Raw genomic sequence first — 20427 nt, forward strand, 5'->3', positions numbered from 1 at the left:
CTGGAGCGTTTATTTCAAGAGATAAAAAACCTATCCAGACTTTGACAATCCTCGATGTGGCATGTTACACCGTAGACACCACGACAGCTCCCCCGGCCCACGTCGCCTCCCATCGACCACCTCCGACCTTCCCCAGCCCGGGCTGGCCCTTCTGGAGACCCTGTGACGACACCTGAGACCACCACCCACCGCACGTTGCAGGGGCTGTTCGCCCGGCGCTGGCAGGAGTTGCTCGCCCCGGTCCCCTGGACGCCCGGCTTCGCTTCGCATAGCACCGCCCTCCGCCAGTCCGAGTGGCAGGTGGCCTCCCCACCGGGCGAACTCCGGGCCCGTCAGGTGGAGCAGTTGGTGGAGGCGAGCGACGCCGGGGCCCTTGGGCAGGCCCTGGCCGCGGGTCCCGACGCGCTGATCTTCGACTTCGACGACACCTTCTCGCCCACCTCGGCCAACGTCCGCGCTGGGCACGCCAACCTGGGGCGGCTGCGGGGCCACACCCGGCCCCTCGTCATGATGCGGCCCCGCCCGCTGTACATGCGTGAGCCCGGGAGCACGGACAGCGCGACCGTGGGCGACCTCGCCGCGTTCGTGGAGGCGTTTCGTGAACGCGAGTATCTGTACGTCTACATCCCCAAGCTGGAGTTTCCCCACGAGGCCGAATTCTGGCGCGACCTGCTGGACGAAACCGAGCGGCAATATGGGCGGGCACCGAACAGCATCCGCGTCTGCCTCCAGATCGAGACGCTGCCCGGGGCCTTCCACGCGGAGGAACTGCTCTACGTGCTGCGTGAGCGGGCTTTTGGGCTGAACGCGGGGCGCTGGGACTATGTGTTCAGCGCCGTGAAGTGGCTGGGGCGGGAGGAGGGGTTCTGCCTGCCGGAACGCGCGCAGCTCCACATGGGGCAGCCGTCCATGCGGGCGTACGAGGAACACCTCGCGCGGGTGTGTGCCCGCCGTGGGGCACAAGCCATCGGGGGCACTGCCGCCCTGGCCCCCGATCCCGCCGACCCCGAACCCGCCCTCGCCGTCGTCCGCGCCGACAAGGAACGCGAGGCCGCGCGCGGGTACGTCGCCGCCTGGGCCGGGCTGCCGGGCCTGATTCCCACCGTCCGGGCCGCGTTCCAGGCCGCGCCTCCCGCCGCCCCACCCCCACCCCTGCCCGAGGAGGAGGTCGCGGCGGGACTGCTTGCCTTTCCCCGGGCGGAGGAAGTGCCCCTCGCCGCCGTGCGCGAGGTCGTCGGCGTGGCGACCAGCTACTTCCGGGCGTGGCTCGGCGGGCGGGGCGTCATCGTGCGGCAGGGGAGGGTGGAGGACACGGCCACCGCCGAACTCGCCCGCGCGCAGCTCTGGGGGTGGGTGCATCACCGTCTGCCGCTGGACACGGGAGAGGCGCTGACCCCCGAGCGCTTCGAGGAACTGCTCGCCGAGGGGGCGGACCCGCAGGAACCCGCCGCGCGGCTGCTGCGGGCGCTCGTCCTCACCGATACCTGTCCCGCCTTCTTCCCGCAGGTGGCCCGGACCCCGGCTGAGGTGGAATCCTGATGACCATGACCTCCGAGTGGACGGAACTCGCCGGGCGCACCCTCGCCTGCTGTGCCGACATCGCCGCGTGCAGCGAGGTCCCCGGCCAGATCACCCGCACCTTCCTCTGCGCGCCCATGCACGACGCGCACGCGCGGCTGGACGCCTGGGCCGCCTCGCTGGGCCTCCAGGCCCGCGAGGACGCGGCCGGAAACTGGCGCGCGACCCGCCGCAGCACGAATCCCACCGCCCGCACCCTGGTCATCGGCTCGCACCTCGACAGCGTGCCCAACGCCGGGGCCTATGACGGCGTGCTCGGCGTGGTGCTGGGGCTCGCCCTGCTGGACGCGCTGGGGGACACCCCCCTTCCCTACCACGTCGAGCTGGTCGGCTTCAGCGAGGAGGAGGGCGTGCGCTTCGGCGTGCCCTTTATCGGCAGCCGGGCGCTCGTCGGTACGGCGGGCGAGCTGCTGGACGTGGCCGATGCGGGGGGCCGGACCGTCGCCCAGGCCATTGCCGACTACGGGCTGGATGTGGGCCGCCTGGACGAGGCGCGGCTCACGGGAGACGTGCTGGGCTACCTGGAAATGCACATCGAGCAGGGGCCGGTGCTGGAGGCCGAGGGGAGATCGCTCGGGCTGGTCGAGGCCATCGCCGGGCAGTCGCGGCTGAACCTGACTTTCGCGGGCAAGGCCAACCACGCGGGCACCACGCCGATGCATCTGCGCCGCGACGCGCTGACGGGGGCCAGCGCCCTCGTCCTCGCCGCCGAAACCCTCGCCCGGAACACGCCCGGGCTGGTCGCCACTGTCGGCTCGCTGACCCCGCTGCCGGGCGCGAGCAACGTCATTCCCGGCGAGGTCCACCTCACCCTCGACCTCCGCCACGCCCGGGACGAGGTGCGTCTGGGCGCGCTGGATCAGCTTCTGACCGTGGGCGACGGGATCGCGCGGGAACGCGGGCTCACCTTCACCCACGAGCTGCGGATGGAGGAGCACGCGACCCCGATGGACCCCGCCCTCACCGCCCTGCTGGGCGAGGCGATGCGCGCCGAGGGCCACCCCGCCTCCCCGATGGTCAGCGGCGCCGGGCACGACGCGATGCTGGTGGGGCAGGTGTGGCCCGCCGCGATGCTCTTTCTGCGCAGCCCCGGTGGCCTGAGCCACCACCCCGATGAGTCGGTATTGGAAGAGGACGTGGAGGCCGCCCTGCGCACCTCGGCCCGATTCCTGCGCCTGCTGGCCGAGCGCGAGGAGGCCCGCTGATGTACGACCTGCTGATCCGCGGCGGTCACGTCGTCGGCGAGGATGGCGTCACCGTTGCCGACCTCGGCGTGGAGGGTGGGCGCATCGTCGAGGTCGCCCCGGAACTGGCGGGGGAAGCCCGCGAGGAGCTGGACGCGCGCGGCCTGCACGTCTTCCCCGGCGTCGTGGACGTGCACGTCCATTTCAACGAGCCGGGCCGCACCGACTGGGAGGGCCTCGCCACCGGCAGCCGCGCCCTGGTGGCCGGGGGCGGAACGACCTTTGCAGACATGCCGCTCAACAGCTCTCCGCCCGTGCTCGACCGCGCGACCTTCGACGCCAAGCGGCAGGCGGCGGAACGCGAGTCGTACGCGGACTTCGCCCTCTGGGGCGGGCTCACCCCCCGCAATCTGGACCGGCTGCCCGACCTCGCCGAGGCTGGAGTCGTCGGCTTCAAGGCCTTCATGAGCCACAGCGGCCTGGAGGAGTTCGAGTCGCCCGACGACTACACCCTCTACGAGGGCATGAGGCGGGCGCGCGACCTGGACCGCCTCATCGCCCTGCACGCGGAGAGCGACTCGATCACGCAGGGCCTCTCGGCGCACATCCGGGCAGCAGGAGGTCGGGACGTGCGCGACTACCTCCGCAGCCGCCCCGCCATCGCGGAGGTCGAGGCCGTCGGGCGGGCCCTGCTGCTCGCCGAGGAGACGGGCGCGCGGCTGCACCTTGTCCATCTCTCCACCGGGCGGGCGGTCGCGCTGGCCGCCGAGGCGAGATCGCGCGGCGTGGACGTGAGCGTGGAGACCTGCCCGCACTACCTCTGCTTCACCGGCGAGGACATGGAGCGTCTGGGTGCGGTGCTGAAATGTGCGCCACCGCTGCGGGACCGGGCCGAGGTGGACGCGCTGTGGACCGCCATCCGCGAGGGCCGTATCGACACCATCGGCTCCGACCACTCACCCAGCACGCTCGACCTCAAGGAGCGAGACGACTTCTTCGAGGTCTGGGGTGGCGTCGGCGGCGTGCAGTCCACGCTGAGCGCCGTGCTCACCGAGGGGCGGTCAAGGGGGCTTACCCTGCCCCACATCGCCCGCCTGCTCGCCCGTACTCCCGCCGAACGTTTCGGTCTGGCGGGGAAGGGCCGCCTGGAACCCGGTGCCGACGCCGACCTCGTGCTCGTGGACCTCGACGCCGAGTGGGTTCACACGCAAGGCGACCTGCACACCCGCTGGAAGTACAGCCCTTACCTGGGGCGCGCCTTCCGGGGCCGGGTGCGCCGCACGCTGCTGCGCGGACAGACCGTGTACCTGGAGGGCCAGTTCCCGACTTCCCCCCAGGGCCGCTTCCTCCGTCCCGCCGCCCCCATTCCCCAGGAGGAACCCGCTTGACCCTCAAACAGCTTGGACAGACCCGCAGCGTCGTCGCGCCCGAGTTCGCGCTGCTCACGCCCGAGACGTTCATCCGCACGACCGTCGCCGAGTGGAAGAACACCGCCTGCATGGTCCACATCGCCCCCGTGATCGGCCAAGGCGCCCGCTTCACCCAGTTCACGGCGGAGATGGGACCGGGCGCGGAGGCGGTCTCCCCGCCGAAGGACATCCAGCGCTTCGTCTTCGTCCTGAACGGCGAGGTCGAACTCTCGGTGAACGGCGAGACCCACCGCCTGACCGAGTACGGCTACGCCTACCTCCCCGCCGGGACCGACCACACCCTGCGCGCCGAGAACGCGGCCCGCGTGAGCGTGTTCGAGAAGCGCTTTCACCCGCAACTGGAAGGCTTGCCCGCCCCCGCAGTCTTCCTCGGCAACGAGCGTCAGGTGCCCGGCACCGAGTTCGAGGGCGATCCCGGCCTGATCGCCCGCAAGCTGCTCCCCGACGAGCCCAGCTTCGACTTCATCGTGACCACCATGAGCTACGCGCCGGGCGCCACCCTGCCCTACGTCGAGATTCACTACATGGAACACGGACTGCTGATGCTGGAGGGCGAGGGCATCTACCGCCTCGGCGAACGCTTCCTGCCCGTGACGCGGGGCGACGTGATCTGGATGGGGGCGCACTGCCCGCAGTGGTACGGCGCCCTCGGGAAGACGTGGAGCAAATACCTCCTCTACAAGGACATGAACCGCCACCCGCTCGACATCCGGTAAGCCCGGGGGGTCGCCGTCTCACGGGTACAACGGCGCCTCCTGACTGAAAAATCTTTTCAACCCTCGAAATCCGGAACATTCCCACCCGAGAGGAGCCGCCATGACCACCACCGAGGACCGCTTGCCCCTCACCACCCACTACGACGTGCGCCGCGACGCTGCCGGGCACCGCTATCTGGAACCCTTCGTCCAGGGCTTCGACCTGACCCGCATCCCGCTCCTGAACAAGGGGACGGCCTTCACCGAGGAGGAGCGGGAGGCGCTGGGGCTCGACGGCCTGATCGCGCCGCAGGTGGACGCCCTGGAGACGCTGGTGGGCCGTCTGTACCGCGATTACGTGCGTGTTCAGGAGCCGCTCGACAAACACGTCTTCCTGCGCAACCTGCAAGACCGCAACGAGGTGCTGTTCTACGCCCTGCTCGCCGCGCACGTCGAGGAGATGCTGCCCATCGTGTACACGCCGACGGTGGGCCTGGCCGTGCAGAACTTCAGCCAGATCTACCGGGTGCCGCGCGGCCTCACGCTCTCGACGCGCACGGTCGAGCGGGCGGAGGGGGCGCTGGCGAACGTGCCCCTCAACGACGTGCGGATCATCGTGGCGACCGACTCCAGCGCCATTCTCGGCATCGGGGACCAGGGCTTCGGGGGCATGGGGATCAGCATCGGCAAGCTGAGCCTGTACGTCGTCGCGGGGGGCGTGGGGCCCGACAGGACCCTGCCCGTCGAACTCGACGTGGGGACGAACCGGCAGGACCTGATCGACGACCCCGATTACCTCGGCGTCCACCACCGCCGCCTGACCGGGGACGAGTACCTGGCCTTCGTGGACCGCTTCGTGGAGGCGACCCGGAAGCGGTATCCCAAGGCGATCATCCAGTGGGAGGACTTCTCGCGCGACGCGGCTTTCACCGTGCTGGAGCGGTACCGCAAGGTGGTGCCGAGCTTCAACGACGACATCCAGGGAACCGGCGCGGTCGTTCTCGCGGGTGTGCTGAACGCCTGCCGCCTGAAGGGCGAACGCCTGCGCGACCAGCGCCTCGTGATTCACGGGGCCGGGGCGGGCGGGATCGGCGTGACGGACGCGCTGCGGCGGGGCCTGGTGCGCGACGGCCTGACCGACGAGGAGGCCCGCGCCCGCCTGTTCGTCCTCGACCAGACCGGCCTGCTGCTCACCGACCGCGAGCTGGACGGCTACAAGCGGCCCTACGCGCACGATCCGGCGAGCCTCGGCTTCGCGTACCCGGGCCGCGCGCCGGGACTGCTGGAAACGGTGCGCGGGGCAAGGGCGACGGTCCTGGTTGGCCTGTCGGGCGTCGCCGGAGCCTTCGGCGAGGACGTGGTGCGGGCCGTCCAGGCAAACACGTCGCGGCCCATCGTCTTTCCCCTGTCCAACCCGACCGCCCACTGCGAGGCCCTGCCGGAGGACGTGCTGCGCTGGACGGACGGCGCGGCGCTCGTGGCGACCGGCAGCCCCTTCGCCCCGGTGGAATTGGGGGGCCAGGCGTACCCGGTCGGCCAGGGCAACAACGCCTTCATCTTCCCCGGACTGGGCTTCGGATCGGTCCTGGCGGGCGTGCGCGAGATCACGGACGAGATGGTGCTGGAATCCGCCTACGCGCTCGCCGACTACACCGCCCGGGTGCATCCCGACCGCCTCTACCCGCCCGTCGCGGAACTGCCCGCCGCCAGCGTGGAGGTCGCCGTACGTGTGACCCGGCAGGCGTTGCGGGACGGCGTGGCCCAGGAGACCGGGTTGAACGAGCTCGACGAGCAAGCGCTGATCGAGTTCGTCCGCACCCGGTTCTGGAAACCGAAGTATCTGCCCTTCCGGGTACCCTAGGGAATCCTGTGACCGGTGCCATGGACACCCGTTTTCGACGGGGCAGGTGTCCATATTTAATTAATACAAATTGACATATCTCTCCGCCACCTCCCTTGTGGCAGCCGTCGGACGAGTTGAGGGCCTTGTCCTCCAAGTCATTCTGTCCAAGTGGATTGGCTGGAACCGGCCCGAACCTGTGGGGCTCCGGCGATCAGTCTCACCGGAAACGATCTGACGCACTCCACCCCTATGGGCGGGAGTTCGGCGAGCTGTCGCGGTTACTTTCGCCTTTTGCAAAAGGGTGGGTGCCATCTTGCAGGGGACTGTTAGCGGGTGCTCAGGCGCTGGCGTGAAAGCGTGATCTGTGGGACCGTAGTTGTTTCCCACATGTTGAAAACAATCTTGCCTTCCTTCCTTTCAACCCTCTTGTATTAATTAAGTCGATCTGGTGAGGCTCGTCCTCTTTGGAGGGTTCGGTAAAAACGGCGCATGGGTTTTTCTCTAGAACGGGGGAGGCTGTCCCCACCACGCTGGGCGATCTCCCTCCCGCTTCCCCGGGCCGCCCACCGGGCCTGAGAGCGATGGGGGCGTGTGAGTGCTACGCGCTGACCGTCTCGCAGGAGACCGAGCCGAGCAGGCTGGCGCTGTATGCCGTGTCCCGTCACGTGGGGCGCAAGCTGGCGTTGCTCCTCTGAACGCGCTGCCCCGGGGACGGGCCATCGAGAACGCCGTGCCGACGTGGCGCGAGCGGACGCCGCAGGGCTAACGGCGGGCCGGGACGAGCCGCCTGAGCCGCGCCGAATCGTCGCGCACGCTTCCCGGCCCGTGACCGAAGGGGCAGGGTGGCCCAATTCCACGCCGCCCCCTGCCCTTTCGGTTGTCCCCCGGGCTCTGCCTCGTCTCAGTCCTCGGAGGCCTCGCCCGTGACCAGGCCGCCGGGATCAAGGGGGGCCACCTCCTCGCCCGCGACGAGGGCGCTGTACTGGCGGTTGAGCCAGCGCGGCGAGTTGCCGAAGGGGTTCATCAGGGGGTCGATGGTCATCTCGCGGGCGGTGCGGCGGCCCTGGGTGCTCTTGGCGAGTTTGAGGAGGTCGGCCTTGGGGGTACGGTCCTCGTACAGCAGGCCGTTTTTCTCCTGAAAGGTGTCGGTGAGCTGGGTGTAGCAAAAGCCCGACAGCCCGTGGCACTCGTGGATCGCCGCCAGGAGGGTCGTGTAGTCCTCCACGAAGTCCACCTCGCTCTGCGACTCGCTGTAGCCCCAGCCGTTCGACTGGTCCGGGATGTAGGCGATCCCGCCGAACTCGGAGAGGACGACGGGCTGCTCGGCCGCCTGGAAGCCGCTCAGGGTGATCACCCGGTCGGCAGGCTGCTGCTGCTGGAGGGAGATCCGGGTGGACTCCAGGGTGCCGTAACGCCGCCGCAGGTCCTCGGGGTCGTCGGCGTAGTCGTGGATGGTGATGATATCGGTCGCCACATGCTCCCAGCCGTCGTTGCCGATCACGGGCCGGGTGGGGTCGAAGGTCTTGGTGAGGTGGTAGAGCGTGCGCACATAGTCGCGGTGGGCCGGGTTGGTGGGGAGGTCGGGCACCCCCCACGACTCGTTGAAGGGCACCCACGCCACGATGCAGGGGTGCGAGATGTCGCGCTCGACGACCTCGGTCCACTCGCGCACGAGGCGCTGCACCGCCACCTGGGTAAAGCGGTAGGGGCTGGGCATCTCCTCCCACACGAGGAGGCCCAGGCGGTCGCACCAGTACAGCCAGCGCGGGCTCTCGATCTTCTGGTGTTTTCTGGCCCCGTTGAAGCCGAGCTGACGGGTGAGCTCCACGTCGCGGCGCAGCTCGTCGTCGCTGGCGCTCATGATCCCGTCCGGCCAGTAGCCCTGGTCGAGCACCATCTTGAGGTAGTAGGGCCGCCCGTTGAGCAGGAAGCGGTTGCCCTTGACCTGCACCGATCTGAGCGCCGTGTACGAGTACACCCGGTCGATCACGGTGTCGCCCTGCATCAGGTCCACCCGCGCGTCGAGGAGCTGGGGGTGACCCGGGCTCCACAGCAAATCGTTGCGGAAGTCGTCGATGCCGGGGTCGGAGAGCGCGATCCGGCGGCTGACCTCGGGGTGGCGCACGGCGTAGCGGTCGTCGGCGAGGAGGTCATGGTCGCGGTAGAGCCGCACGCGCACGCTCAGATCGGCGGGGAGGGGGCCGGAGACTTGCAGGTTGACCCCGATCTCCCAGCTCTCCATGTCGGCGGACCAGCGCAGCCTCCGCAGGTGCGTCTCGGGCACCCACTCCAGCCAGACGGTCTGCCAGATGCCGGTCGTGCGGGGGTACCAGATCGAGTGCGGTTCGCGCTGCCAGTCCTGCTTGCCGCGCGGCTTGGCGAGGTCGTGGGGATTGTCCTGCGCGCGCACCACGATCTCGACCGGCTCGCCCGCGCGCGCGTGCTCGGTGATCTCGGCCGTGAAGGGCGTGTGCCCGCCCTCGTGCAGGGCGACGACGTGCCCGTTCGCCCACACGGTCGCCCGGTAGTCCACTGCCCCGAAGTGCAGCAGCACCCGGCCCGCGCACTCCTCGGCAGTGAGGTGCAGGGTCGTGCCGTACCACACGGTCGGGTGAAAGCCCTCGTCGTGAATCCCGCTGCGGCGGCTTTCCGGCGCGTAGGGCACCACGATCTCCCGGTCGAACACAACCTCGTCGGGGCGGAACCAGCGGCCCTCGTCGTCGAAGGCAAAGCGCCAGGTGCCGTTCAGGTCGCGCCAGTGGTCGCGCTCCAGCAGCGGTTCGGGGTGGGTGGAGTGGCGCAAGCGGGGACTCTCCTTGGAGGGGGAAAGGGGCGGAGGGACGGGGACCACGGGCGCGGGGCTGCCAGCAAAGTGTGCCGGGGATAGGCCAAGTCTTCCGTCAGCGTTCTCCCCGTCCGGCAGGGGTGCCCCCGCACGCAGGCCCGCAGAATACCGTCAGGCCCGGCCTCCGGCGGAGGCAGACTTCACACCCGGGCCCCCCCGGGGGCGGGTGGACGGCGTTCGAGGCACGAAGACGGCTGTCCCCGGGGAGAGGGTGAAGCCCGGCACCACGTGGCGGGGCACGGGCCGACGGCGCGGCGCACCCACCCTCCCCCCCCCGGCGAGGATCAGGCAACCCGGAGGCCCGGAGAACCCCGCGACGAGGTGAGGGGAAGCGACGGGCCGCTCACCGACACCGGCGGGCGGGGCGGGGCCCAACGCCGGGAGGCTGACCCGGACTCCCACGTCCAGGCCAGCCTCCCGTTCTTGAAGGGGAAAGGAGCCGGAGGCCGTGGAATCGCCTGGGTCAGCCCCACCTGCTCCCGGCCTCCGGTCTTCCAGCTACTCCTCGCCCGGCTGCTTGCTTCCTCCCCCCGAGGAGGCGCCGGGGCTGCCCTCCTCGACCTCGTAGCCCTCCTCGCTGCCGTAGCCGTAGCGGTCGTCGTCGGGGGTGCGGCGGTCGTCGGCCTCGGGGGGGCGGGTGTCGGCGGGGCTGCCGTAGCCCACGTCCGCCTCCGGGTCCGGCTGGCCGGAGGGCTGCGGGGTGGCCGTGTCTTGGTCCGTCATAGGGGTACCTCCCGCGCTCAGGATGCACGCTCGGCCCGCTCCCACCCGCCTGGGCCAAGAAAGCTTCAACGCCGCCCCGGGATGGCCCCCGCCCTCAGGGCTGGCGCAGAAGGTGTGCCATGTACCGCTCGGAGAGAAACTGCACCAGGTCTTCTGCGACCCCCGCGGGGTCCGGCGTCACGGGCTGGGTGAAGGGCTCGGGCAGGCAGAAGCGGTTGATCCGGGCGCCCTCGACGACGAAGCGCTCGGAGTAGGTGACGACCATCGGGAGGAGGGCCTTGAGCACGGGGGAGCGCAGGCCCTCCACCGGCAGCCGGGCGACGGCGACGAGGGTGAGGTCGGCGGCCACGTTCTCCCGGGGCGGCACGTCGAGGGCGTGCCTGACGTGCACCTCCTCGAAGCCCCGCCGCTCCAGGGCCGCCCCGACCGCGCCCTGCACCCCCGCGAGGTAGGGCCCGGCCCGCGCCTCCAGCTCCGCGCGGGCGCGCAGGAGCCGGGCAAAGTCGAGGGCATTCGGGGAGGGAAGGGTCATGGGCGCAAACCTCCACGTGGGGGCGGGCCAGCGGGGCCCCGGCGTCGTAGAGAGCAGGAGGGCGACGAGTCGCAGGATGACGCCGGGCACGGGCGGGTCATCCCGCCCAGCATAGGAGGCGGGGGCGCCCCCCGGATGGAGGGACGGTGGGGACACGATCAGACTTTTCACCCCCTTCGCCTCACCTGACGCCGCAGGGCCTCATCGGAGGGCCCCGCCGGGGCGTGGCAGGAGACCACCGCCTCTCTTCAACCTGTGGGCACGGGGCCACCCGCCAGGGCGGGGGGAGGGGCACGCCCACAGACCCGGGAGGAGTGCGGCCCGCTCCGTCCCCTCTGCCGATCTCCCCACACGAGCGGGGGGCGGGGTTGGTGTCCGGGGCGGCAACGTGAAGCAAACCTATGGCCCGGCACAGGGGGAGCTTCTTGTGCTCACGCCTCCGGGAGGGCAACGATAGGAGCCTCGCCAGCAGAAATCTCCCACCTTGGGGAAGGGCTGCGGCACCCTGGAAGGGAGGGCACAGATGACAGCAGAGCAGGTGGCGCGCGGGCTGGGCTGGTTCAGCATCGGGCTGGGCGCCGTGGAGGTGATCGCCCCCGGGAGGTTGCTCCGGTTCCTGGGCGTGGAAGACGAGCGGGCCCCCCTCGTGCGGGCGTACGGCCTGCGCGAGATCGTGGCGGGGCTGGGCCTCCTCACCCAGCCGGGGGCGCGGGCGACCTGGGTTTGGTCGCGGGTGGCGGGCGACGTGCTCGACCTCGCGACCCTGGGGGCGGCGCAGACGGACGAGCACCCCGCCGCGCGCAAACGGGCGGGCAACGCGCTTGCCATGATCACCGCGATCACGGTCGTGGACGTGCTGGTGGCCCGGGCGCTGACCCTGGAGCAGGCCGAACCCCCGACCCTGTGGGAACGGATCACCGGAAGGGGGGACCGCTGATGGCGCAGACAACGGCGAGCGGGTCGCAGGTCAGCCCGCAGAACTCCAGCCCCGCCGAGCGGCTGCTCTTCGGCGGCCTGGGCGTGGGGTTGATTCTCCTGAGCCTGCGGCAGAAGGGAAATTCGGGCGTCTTCCTGGGCACGAGCGGCGCCCTGCTCCTCTCGGGCGCGGCGATGGGGCGCAGCGTCGGCAGCGCCGTCACCCAGGTCCGCCGCACGGAGGACGACCAGATCGCCGTGGCGCGGGCCGTCACCATCGGCAAGCCGGTGGACGAGCTGTACGCCTTCTGGCGCGACTTCGAGAACCTGCCGCGCTTCATGGACCACCTCGAATCCGTCAAGGTGCAGGATGGCGACGGCCGACGCTCGCACTGGGTCGCCAAGGCCCCGGCGGGCACGACCGTGGAGTGGGACGCGGAGATCACCGGGGACGAGCCCGGGCGCCGGATCGCGTGGCGCTCGCTGGAGGGGGCGACCGTTCCCAACGAGGGACACGTGGAGTTCCGGCCCGCGCCGGGGGACTGGGGCACCGAGATCCACGTGTCGCTGACCTACCGCCCGCCGGGAGGCACCCTGGGCGCGGTGGTCGCGCGGCTGCTCGGCGAGGACCCGGGCGTGCAGGTGGGAGAGGACCTGCGGCGGCTCAAGCGGCTGCTGGAGGTCGGGCAGGAACCCACGACCGAGGGGCAGCCCAGCGCCCGCAAGGGCGTGATGAAGGCGGAGGCGAAGATGTACGACAACCGGAGAAGCTCGTGAAGGCCGTCGTCTGGCAGGGCATCAACCGGGTGCAGGTGGAGACGGTGCCCGACCCCGAGCTGCTGCAACCCACCGACGCCATCGTGCGGGTGACGGCGACCGCGATCTGCGGCTCGGACCTGCACCTCGTGGACGGCTACGTGCCCAGCATGGTCCACGGCGACATCCTGGGCCACGAGTTTATGGGTGAGGTCGTGGAGGTGGGCAGCGAGGTCCGCGACGTGAAGGTGGGCGACCGGGTGGTCGTGCCCTTCCCGATCTCGTGCGGCAAGTGCTGGTACTGCCACCACGGCCTGACTTCCCTTTGCGACAACACCAACCCGAACCCCAAGCTTGCCGAGGCGCTGTGGGGCTACGCGGGAGCGGGTCTGTACGGCTACTCGCACATCACGGGCGGCTACGCGGGCGGGCAGGCGCAGTTCGCGCGCACCGTCTACGCCGACCAGAACCTCTACAAAGTGCCGGAGGGGCTGACCGACGAGCAGGTCCTCTTCCTCACCGACATCCTGCCGACCGGGTACATGGGGGCCGAGAACTGCAACATCCACCCCGGCGACGTGGTGGCCGTGTTCGGCTGTGGGCCGGTGGGGCTGTTCGGCATCATGAGTGCCTTTGTCCTCGGAGCTGGGCGCGTCATCGCCATCGACCGCTTCCCCGAGCGTCTGGACATGGCCCGGCAACTGGGCGCGGAGACGCTGAACTACGAAGAGGATGCCGTCTTCGAGCGCCTCAAGGAGATGACCGGCGGGCGCGGCCCCGACTCCGTGATGGACGCCGTGGGCCTCGAATCCCACGCGGGCGGCCCCGGCGGCGTGGCCGACGCGGTGAAGCAGACCACCCGCGTGCTCGAAAGCGACCGCCCCCACGCCCTGCGCGCGGCGATCATGGCCTGTCGCAAGGGCGGGACCGTCAGCGTCCCCGGCGTATACGGCGGGCTGGCGGACAAGATTCCGGTGGGCGCCTTCATGAACAAGGGCCTCACCATGCGGACCGGGCAGACGCACGTCCACCGCTACCTCGACACCCTGACCGGCTATATCGAGCGCGGCGAGATCGATCCCACCCGGATCATCACCCACCGCCTGAGCCTCGAAGAGGCGCCCCACGCCTACGAGATCTTCAAGCACAAGCACGACGGCTGCATCAAGTGCGTCCTCGACCCCTGGGCCGACCCCAAGGATCACGAGCCGACGAAGGCGCCGTAAGGCAGGCAAGAAAAGGGGCCCTCCAGTGCGGGGGCCCCGCTTTTTTCTCCCTCTCCCCTCGAGGGAGAGGGCCGGGGTGAGGGGGCGTGTGACCAATTCAACCGCCAGCAAGATGCCTTCGCCCTTCTCACCGTCCTCGGACGCCCCGCCCGTTCACCCCCTCCCCTCGAGGGGGAGGAGCTTTTGATGCCTTCGCCGAAAGCTTTGGCGGCGGCGGCAGAGGAGTTTTACCGTCCCCCCAGGTAACTCGCCGTCAACTCCGGGTTGCGGGCGAGTTCGGCGGCGGGGCCCTGCATCTTCACCTGCCCCGTCTCCAGCACGTACGCCTCGTCGCTGATGGCGAGGCTGGCCCGCGCGTTCTGCTCGACGAGGAGGATGGTGACGCCCCCGTCCCGGAGCCCCTGCACGATCCGCAGGATGTCGCGCACGATCAGGGGCGCGAGGCCGAGGGAAGGCTCGTCCAGCAGCAGGAGCCTCGGCTTGCCCATCAGCGCCCGGCCGATGGCCAGCATCTGCTGCTCACCGCCCGATAAGGTCCCCGCGAGCTGGGTGCGGCGCTCGCGCAACCGGGGAAAGCGGGTGTACACGTCTTCGAGGTCCGCACGCCAGTTCTCGCGGCGGCGGCTGTAGGCTCCGAGTTGCAGGTTGTCCGCCACCGTCATGGAGGCGAAGAGGTCACGGCGCTCGGGGACGAGGCTGATGCCCCGGGAGACCCGGCCCTCGAGGGGCACGCCGCGCAGGGACTCGCCCGCGTAGCTGACCTCGCCCTGCGACGGCAACACGCCCATGACCGAGTTCAGCAGGGTGGTCTTGCCCGCCCCGTTGGCGCCGATCACGCTGACGATGTGCCCGGCGGGGACCTGCACGCTCACGCCGCCGAGCGCCTCCACGCGCCCGTAACGGGTGTGCAGCCCCCGCACGTCGAGGAGCGGCACCGTCACGCGGCGCCCTCTTCCAGCTCCACGCCGAGGTACGCCTCGCGCACGGCGGCGTCCGTCCGGATCTGGGCGGGGGGGCCCTCCGCGAGCTTCTCCCCGGAGTTCATCACGACCACCCGGTCCACGAGGTTCATCACGAGGTCCATGTCGTGTTCGACGAGCAGGAGGGTGACCCCCTCGTCCCGCAGGCGACGCAGCAGGGCCGCGAGTTCCATCTTCTCGCCGTAGCGCAATCCGGCGGCAGGCTCGTCGAGGAGGAGCAGGGTGGGATCGGCGACGAGCGCGCGGGCGACCTCCAGCAGGCGCTGTTGCCCCAGCGGCAGGTTCCCGGCGAGGGTGAAGGCCTGCTCGCCCAGCCCCACCCGCCGCAGTTGCCGCAGCGCCTCGTGTTGCAGGGCGGCCTCCTCGGCGCGCTCGAGGTGCAGGAGGCTGGCGAGCATCCCGGCGCGGCCCCGCGCGTACCCGCCCATCATCGTGTTCGCCAGCAGGGTGAGGTCGGGGAGCAGGTGGACGTGCTGGAAGGTGCGCGCGAGGCCCAGGCGGTGAATCTGCCCCGCGTCCAGCCGCGTCACGTCCCGCCCGGCGAAGACGATCCGCCCGCCCGTCGCCGGACTCACCCCCGTGATCAGGTTGAACATGGTGCTCTTGCCCGCCCCGTTCGGGCCGATCAGCCCCAGGATTTCCCCGGCGCGCAGCTCGAAGGACACGCCCTGCACGGCCCTCAGCCCGCCGAAGGTCTTCGCCGCGTGCTCGACGGAGAGCAGGGGCGTGCCCGGCGTCGGCTTCGGCCGGATAGGGAGGGGCCGCGTCTCGGGGAGCAGCCGGAAGGGCGACTGGGGCAGCGCCCGCTCGACGAGGGGCCACAGCCCGCGCCGCGCGAATTGCAGGGTCAGGATGACGAGGACACCGAAGACGATCACCTCGAAGTTGCCCTGCGCGCCGACGAGGGCGGGGAGGAGGTCACGCAACCACTCGCGCAGCATCGTAATCAGCCCCGAGCCCAGCAGGGCGCCCCAGACGTGCTGCGAGCCGCCGACCACCGCCATGAACAGGTATTCGATGCCCGCGTTCAGGCTGAAGGGGGTGGGATTCACGAAGCGCTGGCTGTGCGCGTAGAGCCACCCCGCGAGCGAGGCCATCAGCGCCGCGAGCACGAAGACCTGCACCCGCAGCCAAAAGACGTTCACCCCGAAGGCCTCCGCGACGAGGGACCCGCCCCGCAGCGCCCGCATCGCCCGCCCGGTGCGGCTGGAGAGCAGGAACTGTGCGCCCAAGGCACACAGCCCCAGAGCGGCGAGCGCGAGGTACGCGAAGGCACGGGGCGAGGTGAGCCTCAGCCCGGCCAATCCGACCGGGGGAATCTCCGTCAGGCCCGTGAAGCCGCCGAGCGCCGGGGTATTGCCGAACACGTAAAACAGGCTGATCCCCCACGCGATGGTGGCGAGCGGGAGGTAATGCCCCTGCATCCGTAGCGTGGCGAGCCCCAGCAGCAGGGCGAGCAGGGCGGTGACGCCGAAGCCCACCAGCAGGGTCAGCCACGGGCTCCATCCCGCCTGAGTGGTGAGGACCGCCGTCGTGTACGCCCCCACCCCCATAAAGGCCGCCTGCCCGAAGCTCGTCAGGCCCACGATGCCGGTGAGGAGCACGAGCCCCGTGACCACGAGCGCGAAGATCAGGATGTTCACGAGCAGGGTGACCTGAAAGAGCGGCAGCGCGAGCGGCAAGGCGAGGGCCACCAGAACGGCGAGGGCCGTCAGCACCGGGCGGGCGGGAAAGCGGGTCATTCCTCGTCCTCCGGGACGTGCCGGGTGGTCAGCGAGCGCCACAGCAACACGGGCAGGATCAGGGTAAAGACGATCACTTCCTTCCAGGCCGAGAGGCTGAACGAGGCGAAACTCTCGATCAGGCCGACGAGCACCGCCCCCACCGCCGCCAGCGGGTAACTCACCAGCCCGCCGATGATCGCCCCCACGAAGCCCTTGAGCCCGATCAGGAAGCCCGAGTCGTAGGTCATGGCGACGCTGGGGCCGATCAGCATGCCGCCCAGCGCCCCGATCAGGGCCGCCAGCGCGAAGGTCAACGTCCCCGCCGAGGACGGGCTGATCCCGACCAGCCGCGCGCCGAGGCGGTTGACGGCGGTGGCCCGCAGCGCCTTGCCGGGCATGGTGCGCTCGAAAAAGAGGTACAGCCCCAGCATCAACCCCGCGGAGACCAGGATGACGAGCAGGCTCTGGCGACTCAGCGTGACCTGCCCGAGGGTGACGTTGCCGGGGGCGAAGGGAGGCGTGCGCGAGCCCTCCGGCCCGAAGAAGACGAGCGCCAGCCCGGTCAGGGCGAGGTGCAGGGCGACCGACGCGATCAGGAGGACGAGGACGGTCGCGTTTTGCAGCGGCTGGTACACGGTGCGGTAGATCAGCGGCCCGAGCGGCGCCACGAGCGCGAGCGTCAGGAGGACCTGACTCCACAGCGGGGGCCTGAGGGGCACGAGCCACCCCGCCAGCACGGACAGGGCCGCCCCGAGCAGGGCCGCTCCCCCCACGGTCAGGACGGCCCGCCGCGCCTGCCCCCGCCGCACCTGGCTGAACGCCTCCATGACGGCGGCGAGCGCCAGCAAAACGAGCAGCAGCGACAGGGTGCCCGGCACCCGGCCAAGCTGGAAAGACGCCAGCGTCAGGGTGCCGAAGACCACGAACTCGCCCAGCGCCACGAAGATCACGCGCGTGACCGCGAAGACGAGCACCGTCGCCAGGGCCAGCAGGGCGTACACGGCGCCGTTCGTCAGGCCGTCCGCCGCCAGCACGGGAAAGATCGTCGGGTCGAAGATTTGCATGGGCCTCCAGGTCGGGAAAAGGGCGAGGGCAACGTCGGAACGCTCCCTGGGGACGGGCCGCGCCAGTACGGGGGAACAAGGGTGCTTTGCCCACAATACGTGCTTTGGCACACGGCCGTCACCGCCGGCGGAGGCGGTGCAGAAACGCCCGGCGCGCGGGAGTGGGCGTGAGCGTCCTTCCCCGGGCAGCGCCGGGGCCCACCCGTCTACAGCCCGCCGGAGAACCGAGGCCGCCCACCCCACGAGGACCCGGGGGAGGGTGGGGCGAGAGCACCCGCCAGATCCGGAACCTGCCACGGGAAGCCCCCAGGTGATCGATGGCGGCGGAACCTCCGGACGATCCCTCGCACTTGTCCCGGTGTGATTCGCTGACGACGCGGCAAGGCCAGGTGCGCCCCTCTTCCGGACTTTTTCTTGCCTAAGCAACCTTAGGCAAGAAATCCACCCTTGCCGAGCCGTCCGGCGTGACGGGATCGGGGAGAGGGTCTGTAAGATTTCTGTGAGGAATGCTGGCTATCCTTGAAGAATGAGGGGCTTTTCCAGCAGCCTGCGTCTGCCGCCGAGCCGCTCGCGCCGGGCCGTCTGGTTTTCGCTGCGGCTCAAGGTGCTGCTCTCGTTGGCGCTGGCGGGGCTGTGTCTGATGGGATCGTTGGGGGCCCTGCTGCCCACGCTCGTCGTGACGCGCTTCGACCGTCAGGAGGAGCGGCGAATGCACGCGGATACGCTGCGGGTGGCCCGGGCGCTGGAGACCGAGCTAGAGAGCCTGAGTACCTACGTCCTGAACTGGTCGGCGTGGGACGACACGCACGCGTACGTGCAGCGGCCCAGCCGTGCCTACGAGGCTTCCAATCTGATTCCGGGCAGCTTCGAGGCGGGGCGGCTGAACCTGATCGTCTTTTTGAACCGGCGGGGCGACCTCGTGACGACCCAGGCCTACGATCTCGCCGGGCACCGGCTGGTCCCGTCGGAGGAGCTCACCGGCGAGCTGTTGCGGCGGTCGGGCTCCCTGCTGCGGCCCCAGGGGGAAGAGGACATGCGGCGGGGGATCGTGACGCTGGCCTCGGGGTCCTGGCTGCTCGCCGCTCGGCCGATCCTGACGAGCGCGGGCCGGGGGCCGTCGGCGGGAACCCTGGTGATGGGCCGCGAACTGACCCCCACCCTGCTGAGGGAACTCAAACGCGACGCCGGGCTCGCCCTGACGGTCATGCCCACGCCGGAACGCCTGGTGGAGCGGGTGGCGCGGGCGCCGGGGGGGGTGCTCGTTCAGGCGCGCGACGAGGGGCGGCTGGAGGGCTTCACGGTCGTGCGGGACCTGGCGGGCCGCCCCAGCCTGACGCTGATGGTGGGGGCCGACCGCGAGGACCACGCCAACGGCGTCGTGACGGCCAGGACGATCCTGATCGCCGTGTTCGCCGTCGTCTTGCTCTTCACGGTCCTGACGATGACGCTGGTCGAGCGGCTGGTCCTGCGGCGGCTGGGGCGCTACCGCAGGCAGGTGCGCAAGATCATGCGGGGGGGCCAGCTCACCAGCCGCTTTCCGGTGGGAGGGCGCGACGAACTCAGCGACCTGGGGCACGCCTTGAACGCGCTGCTGGACCAGACCGAGCACAGCCAGCGGCGCCTGGAGCACCAGGCCGCCCACGACGAGCTCACGGGGCTGCCCAACCGCTTCGCCTTCAAGCAGACCCTGGGGGCCTTGATGGGCCGGGGGGAGCCCTTCGCGGTGGTCTTGATCGACCTCGACAACTTCAAGGGCATCAACGACACCCTCGGCCACGAGGTCGGCGACGAGGTGCTGCGCCTGGGGGCCGCGCGTCTGGCGCAGGCCCTGCCCCCGGGTGCCCTGCTCGCGCGTCTGGGCGGCGACGAGTTCGCCCTGCTCCTGCCGGGTGTCGCGGACGGGGAGACGGCCGGGCGCCGCGCCCGCGCCCTGCTGGGCACCCTGGCCCCCCCCCTGCCCACGAGCGCCGCCGAGCTGCGGGTCCAGGCCAGCGCGGGCCTCAGTCTGTGGCCCGCCGACGGCGCCGACGAGTCGGCCCTGCTCCAGTACGCCGACCTCGCCATGTACCGGGCCAAGGCCACCGGGGGCGGCGTGCAGCGGTACCACGCGGGCCTCTCGCAAGAAGCCCAGCGCCGCAACGAACTGGAGCGCAGCCTTCAGGACGTGCTGGGACGGGGCGAACTGTGGCTCGCCTATCAACCGGTGGTGGCCCTCGCCTCGGGCCAGACGGTGGGCTGCGAGGCGTTGCTGCGCTGGCAAAGCCCCGTGCACGGGGCGGTGTCCCCCGCCGACTTCATCCCCCTGGCCGAGGAGCGGGGACTGATCCGCGAGATCGGGGCCTGGGTGCTGCGCGAGGCCTGCACGCTCGCCGCGCGCTGGCAGCGCGAGGGGCGGGGGGTCAAGGTCGCGGTGAACGTGAGTGCCGTGCAACTGCGTGACCCCCACTTCGCGCGTGAGGTGGCGGCCACGCTGCGCTCGGCGGGACTGTGCCCGTCGGGGCTGGAACTGGAGGTGACCGAGACGGCGGTGATGGCAGACCTGGGGGCGGCGACGCGGCAACTGGCGGAGGTGCGCGCCCTGGGGGTGTCGGTGGCACTCGACGACTTCGGGACCGGGTACGCCAGCCTGGAACTGGTGCGGGAATTGCCGCTGGACAAGCTCAAGCTCGACCGCTCGTTCGTGACGGGGGCCGAGCGCGACACGCGGCGGCAGGTGATCGTGGCGTCGGTGATCCACCTGGCCGGGGACCTGGGGCTGACGGTGGTGGCCGAGGGGCTCGAGACCGCGGCGCAGCGCGACATGCTGCTGGCGCTGGGCTGCCCCCTGGCCCAGGGCTACCTCTACGCCCGGCCCCTCCCCCCGGAGGAGTTGCGCCGCCACCTCACCGGGGAGACCGTCCCCCTGGGGGCGTAGGGCGGCGGGGGCACGGCC

The 20427-nt window shown here is 70.7% G+C and carries 15 protein-coding genes; 9 read left to right on the forward strand and 6 right to left on the reverse strand.

Annotated features, from left to right (window positions below; genetic code table 11):
- The first annotated feature begins 162 nt into the window (after positions 1-162).
- The 5 genes from IC605_RS12625 to IC605_RS12645 all read left to right on the forward strand — a co-directional run bounded on the left by IC605_RS12625 (position 163) and on the right by IC605_RS12645 (position 6748).
- Positions 163-1539, forward strand: coding sequence for an aldolase/citrate lyase/malate synthase family protein (locus tag IC605_RS12625; RefSeq protein ID WP_216324398.1), 1377 nt, complete (start codon positions 163-165; stop codon positions 1537-1539).
- Positions 1539-2783 (forward strand): allantoate amidohydrolase, encoded by a 1245-nt coding sequence (locus IC605_RS12630; RefSeq protein ID WP_216324413.1) that lies wholly within the window; start codon positions 1539-1541, stop codon positions 2781-2783. Before IC605_RS12625 ends, IC605_RS12630 begins: the two co-directional genes overlap by 1 nt.
- Positions 2783-4150, forward strand: coding sequence for an allantoinase (locus IC605_RS12635; RefSeq protein ID WP_216324415.1), 1368 nt, complete (start codon positions 2783-2785; stop codon positions 4148-4150). Before IC605_RS12630 ends, IC605_RS12635 begins: the two co-directional genes overlap by 1 nt.
- Entirely contained in the window at positions 4147-4908 is a 762-nt protein-coding gene (gene allE, locus IC605_RS12640; RefSeq protein WP_216324418.1) for a (S)-ureidoglycine aminohydrolase, read from the forward strand. The genes IC605_RS12635 and allE overlap by 4 nt, the downstream gene beginning before the upstream one ends.
- Positions 4909-5008: 100 nt before the next feature.
- The gene (locus IC605_RS12645) at positions 5009-6748 is read left to right on the forward strand and encodes an NAD-dependent malic enzyme (protein WP_216324421.1); all 1740 of its coding nucleotides are present in this window, start codon (positions 5009-5011) and stop codon (positions 6746-6748) included.
- A gap of 883 nt (positions 6749-7631) precedes the next feature.
- Here the strand turns inward: IC605_RS12645 and IC605_RS12650 are convergent.
- The 3 genes from IC605_RS12650 to IC605_RS12660 form a co-directional block, all read right to left on the reverse strand.
- Positions 7632-9533, reverse strand: a complete 1902-nt coding sequence (locus IC605_RS12650; RefSeq protein ID WP_216324424.1) for a glycoside hydrolase family 2 TIM barrel-domain containing protein — start codon at positions 9531-9533, stop codon at positions 7632-7634.
- Positions 9534-10073: 540 nt separating this feature from the next.
- Positions 10074-10298, reverse strand: coding sequence for a hypothetical protein (locus IC605_RS12655; protein ID WP_216324427.1), 225 nt, complete (start codon positions 10296-10298; stop codon positions 10074-10076).
- A 94-nt stretch (positions 10299-10392) separates the two neighbouring features.
- A complete protein-coding gene (locus tag IC605_RS12660; protein WP_216324430.1) occupies positions 10393-10830 on the reverse strand; it encodes a hypothetical protein in 438 nt (145 codons plus the stop codon).
- Between the two features lie 523 nt (positions 10831-11353).
- On the opposite strand from IC605_RS12660, the gene IC605_RS12665 reads away from it, so the two are divergent.
- Genes IC605_RS12665 through IC605_RS12675 form a run of 3 tightly spaced genes read left to right on the forward strand, consistent with a single transcriptional unit; the run spans position 11354 to position 13727 of the window.
- Complete coding sequence (locus tag IC605_RS12665; RefSeq protein WP_216324433.1) at positions 11354-11767, forward strand: hypothetical protein; 414 nt, start codon at positions 11354-11356, stop codon at positions 11765-11767.
- Complete coding sequence (locus IC605_RS12670) at positions 11767-12522, forward strand: SRPBCC family protein (protein ID WP_216324435.1); 756 nt, start codon at positions 11767-11769, stop codon at positions 12520-12522. Before IC605_RS12665 ends, IC605_RS12670 begins: the two co-directional genes overlap by 1 nt.
- Positions 12519-13727 carry a zinc-dependent alcohol dehydrogenase gene (locus tag IC605_RS12675; RefSeq protein WP_216324438.1) on the forward strand — a complete coding sequence of 403 codons (1209 nt, stop codon included), beginning with the start codon at positions 12519-12521 and terminating at the stop codon, positions 13725-13727. The genes IC605_RS12670 and IC605_RS12675 overlap by 4 nt, the downstream gene beginning before the upstream one ends.
- A 227-nt stretch (positions 13728-13954) precedes the next feature.
- Here the strand turns inward: IC605_RS12675 and IC605_RS12680 are convergent, their stop codons facing one another.
- The 3 genes from IC605_RS12680 to IC605_RS12690 are packed head-to-tail and all read right to left on the reverse strand — an operon-like array spanning position 13955 to position 17495.
- Entirely contained in the window at positions 13955-14668 is a 714-nt protein-coding gene (locus IC605_RS12680; RefSeq protein ID WP_216324441.1) for an ABC transporter ATP-binding protein, read from the reverse strand.
- A complete protein-coding gene (locus IC605_RS12685) occupies positions 14665-16449 on the reverse strand; it encodes a branched-chain amino acid ABC transporter ATP-binding protein/permease (protein ID WP_216324443.1) in 1785 nt (594 codons plus the stop codon). The genes IC605_RS12680 and IC605_RS12685 overlap by 4 nt, the downstream gene beginning before the upstream one ends.
- Positions 16446-17495, reverse strand: coding sequence for a branched-chain amino acid ABC transporter permease (locus IC605_RS12690; protein WP_216324446.1), 1050 nt, complete (start codon positions 17493-17495; stop codon positions 16446-16448). Before IC605_RS12690 ends, IC605_RS12685 begins: the two co-directional genes overlap by 4 nt.
- Positions 17496-18021: 526 nt before the next feature.
- On the opposite strand from IC605_RS12690, the gene IC605_RS12695 reads away from it, so the two are divergent.
- Entirely contained in the window at positions 18022-20409 is a 2388-nt protein-coding gene (locus IC605_RS12695) for a putative bifunctional diguanylate cyclase/phosphodiesterase (RefSeq protein ID WP_216324449.1), read from the forward strand.
- Positions 20410-20427: the final 18 nt, after the last annotated feature.

It is taken from the genome of Deinococcus aestuarii (assembly GCF_018863415.1).
Lineage (GTDB): Bacteria > Deinococcota > Deinococci > Deinococcales > Deinococcaceae > Deinococcus > Deinococcus aestuarii.

What these genes read in the sequence shown, in the direction of transcription:
- IC605_RS12630 (WP_216324413.1), top strand. Translation starts at nt 1,539, where the DNA reads ATGACCATGACCTCCGAGTGGACGGAACTCGCCGGGCGCACCCTCGCC.
- IC605_RS12635 (WP_216324415.1), top strand. Translation starts at nt 2,783, where the DNA reads ATGTACGACCTGCTGATCCGCGGCGGTCACGTCGTCGGCGAGGATGGC.
- IC605_RS12645 (WP_216324421.1), top strand. Translation starts at nt 5,009, where the DNA reads ATGACCACCACCGAGGACCGCTTGCCCCTCACCACCCACTACGACGTG.
- IC605_RS12655 (WP_216324427.1), bottom strand. Translation starts at nt 10,298, where the DNA reads ATGACGGACCAAGACACGGCCACCCCGCAGCCCTCCGGCCAGCCGGAC.
- IC605_RS12660 (WP_216324430.1), bottom strand. Translation starts at nt 10,830, where the DNA reads ATGACCCTTCCCTCCCCGAATGCCCTCGACTTTGCCCGGCTCCTGCGC.
- IC605_RS12665 (WP_216324433.1), top strand. Translation starts at nt 11,354, where the DNA reads ATGACAGCAGAGCAGGTGGCGCGCGGGCTGGGCTGGTTCAGCATCGGG.
- IC605_RS12670 (WP_216324435.1), top strand. Translation starts at nt 11,767, where the DNA reads ATGGCGCAGACAACGGCGAGCGGGTCGCAGGTCAGCCCGCAGAACTCC.
- IC605_RS12685 (WP_216324443.1), bottom strand. Translation starts at nt 16,449, where the DNA reads ATGACCCGCTTTCCCGCCCGCCCGGTGCTGACGGCCCTCGCCGTTCTG.
- IC605_RS12690 (WP_216324446.1), bottom strand. Translation starts at nt 17,495, where the DNA reads ATGCAAATCTTCGACCCGACGATCTTTCCCGTGCTGGCGGCGGACGGC.
- IC605_RS12695 (WP_216324449.1), top strand. Translation starts at nt 18,022, where the DNA reads ATGAGGGGCTTTTCCAGCAGCCTGCGTCTGCCGCCGAGCCGCTCGCGC.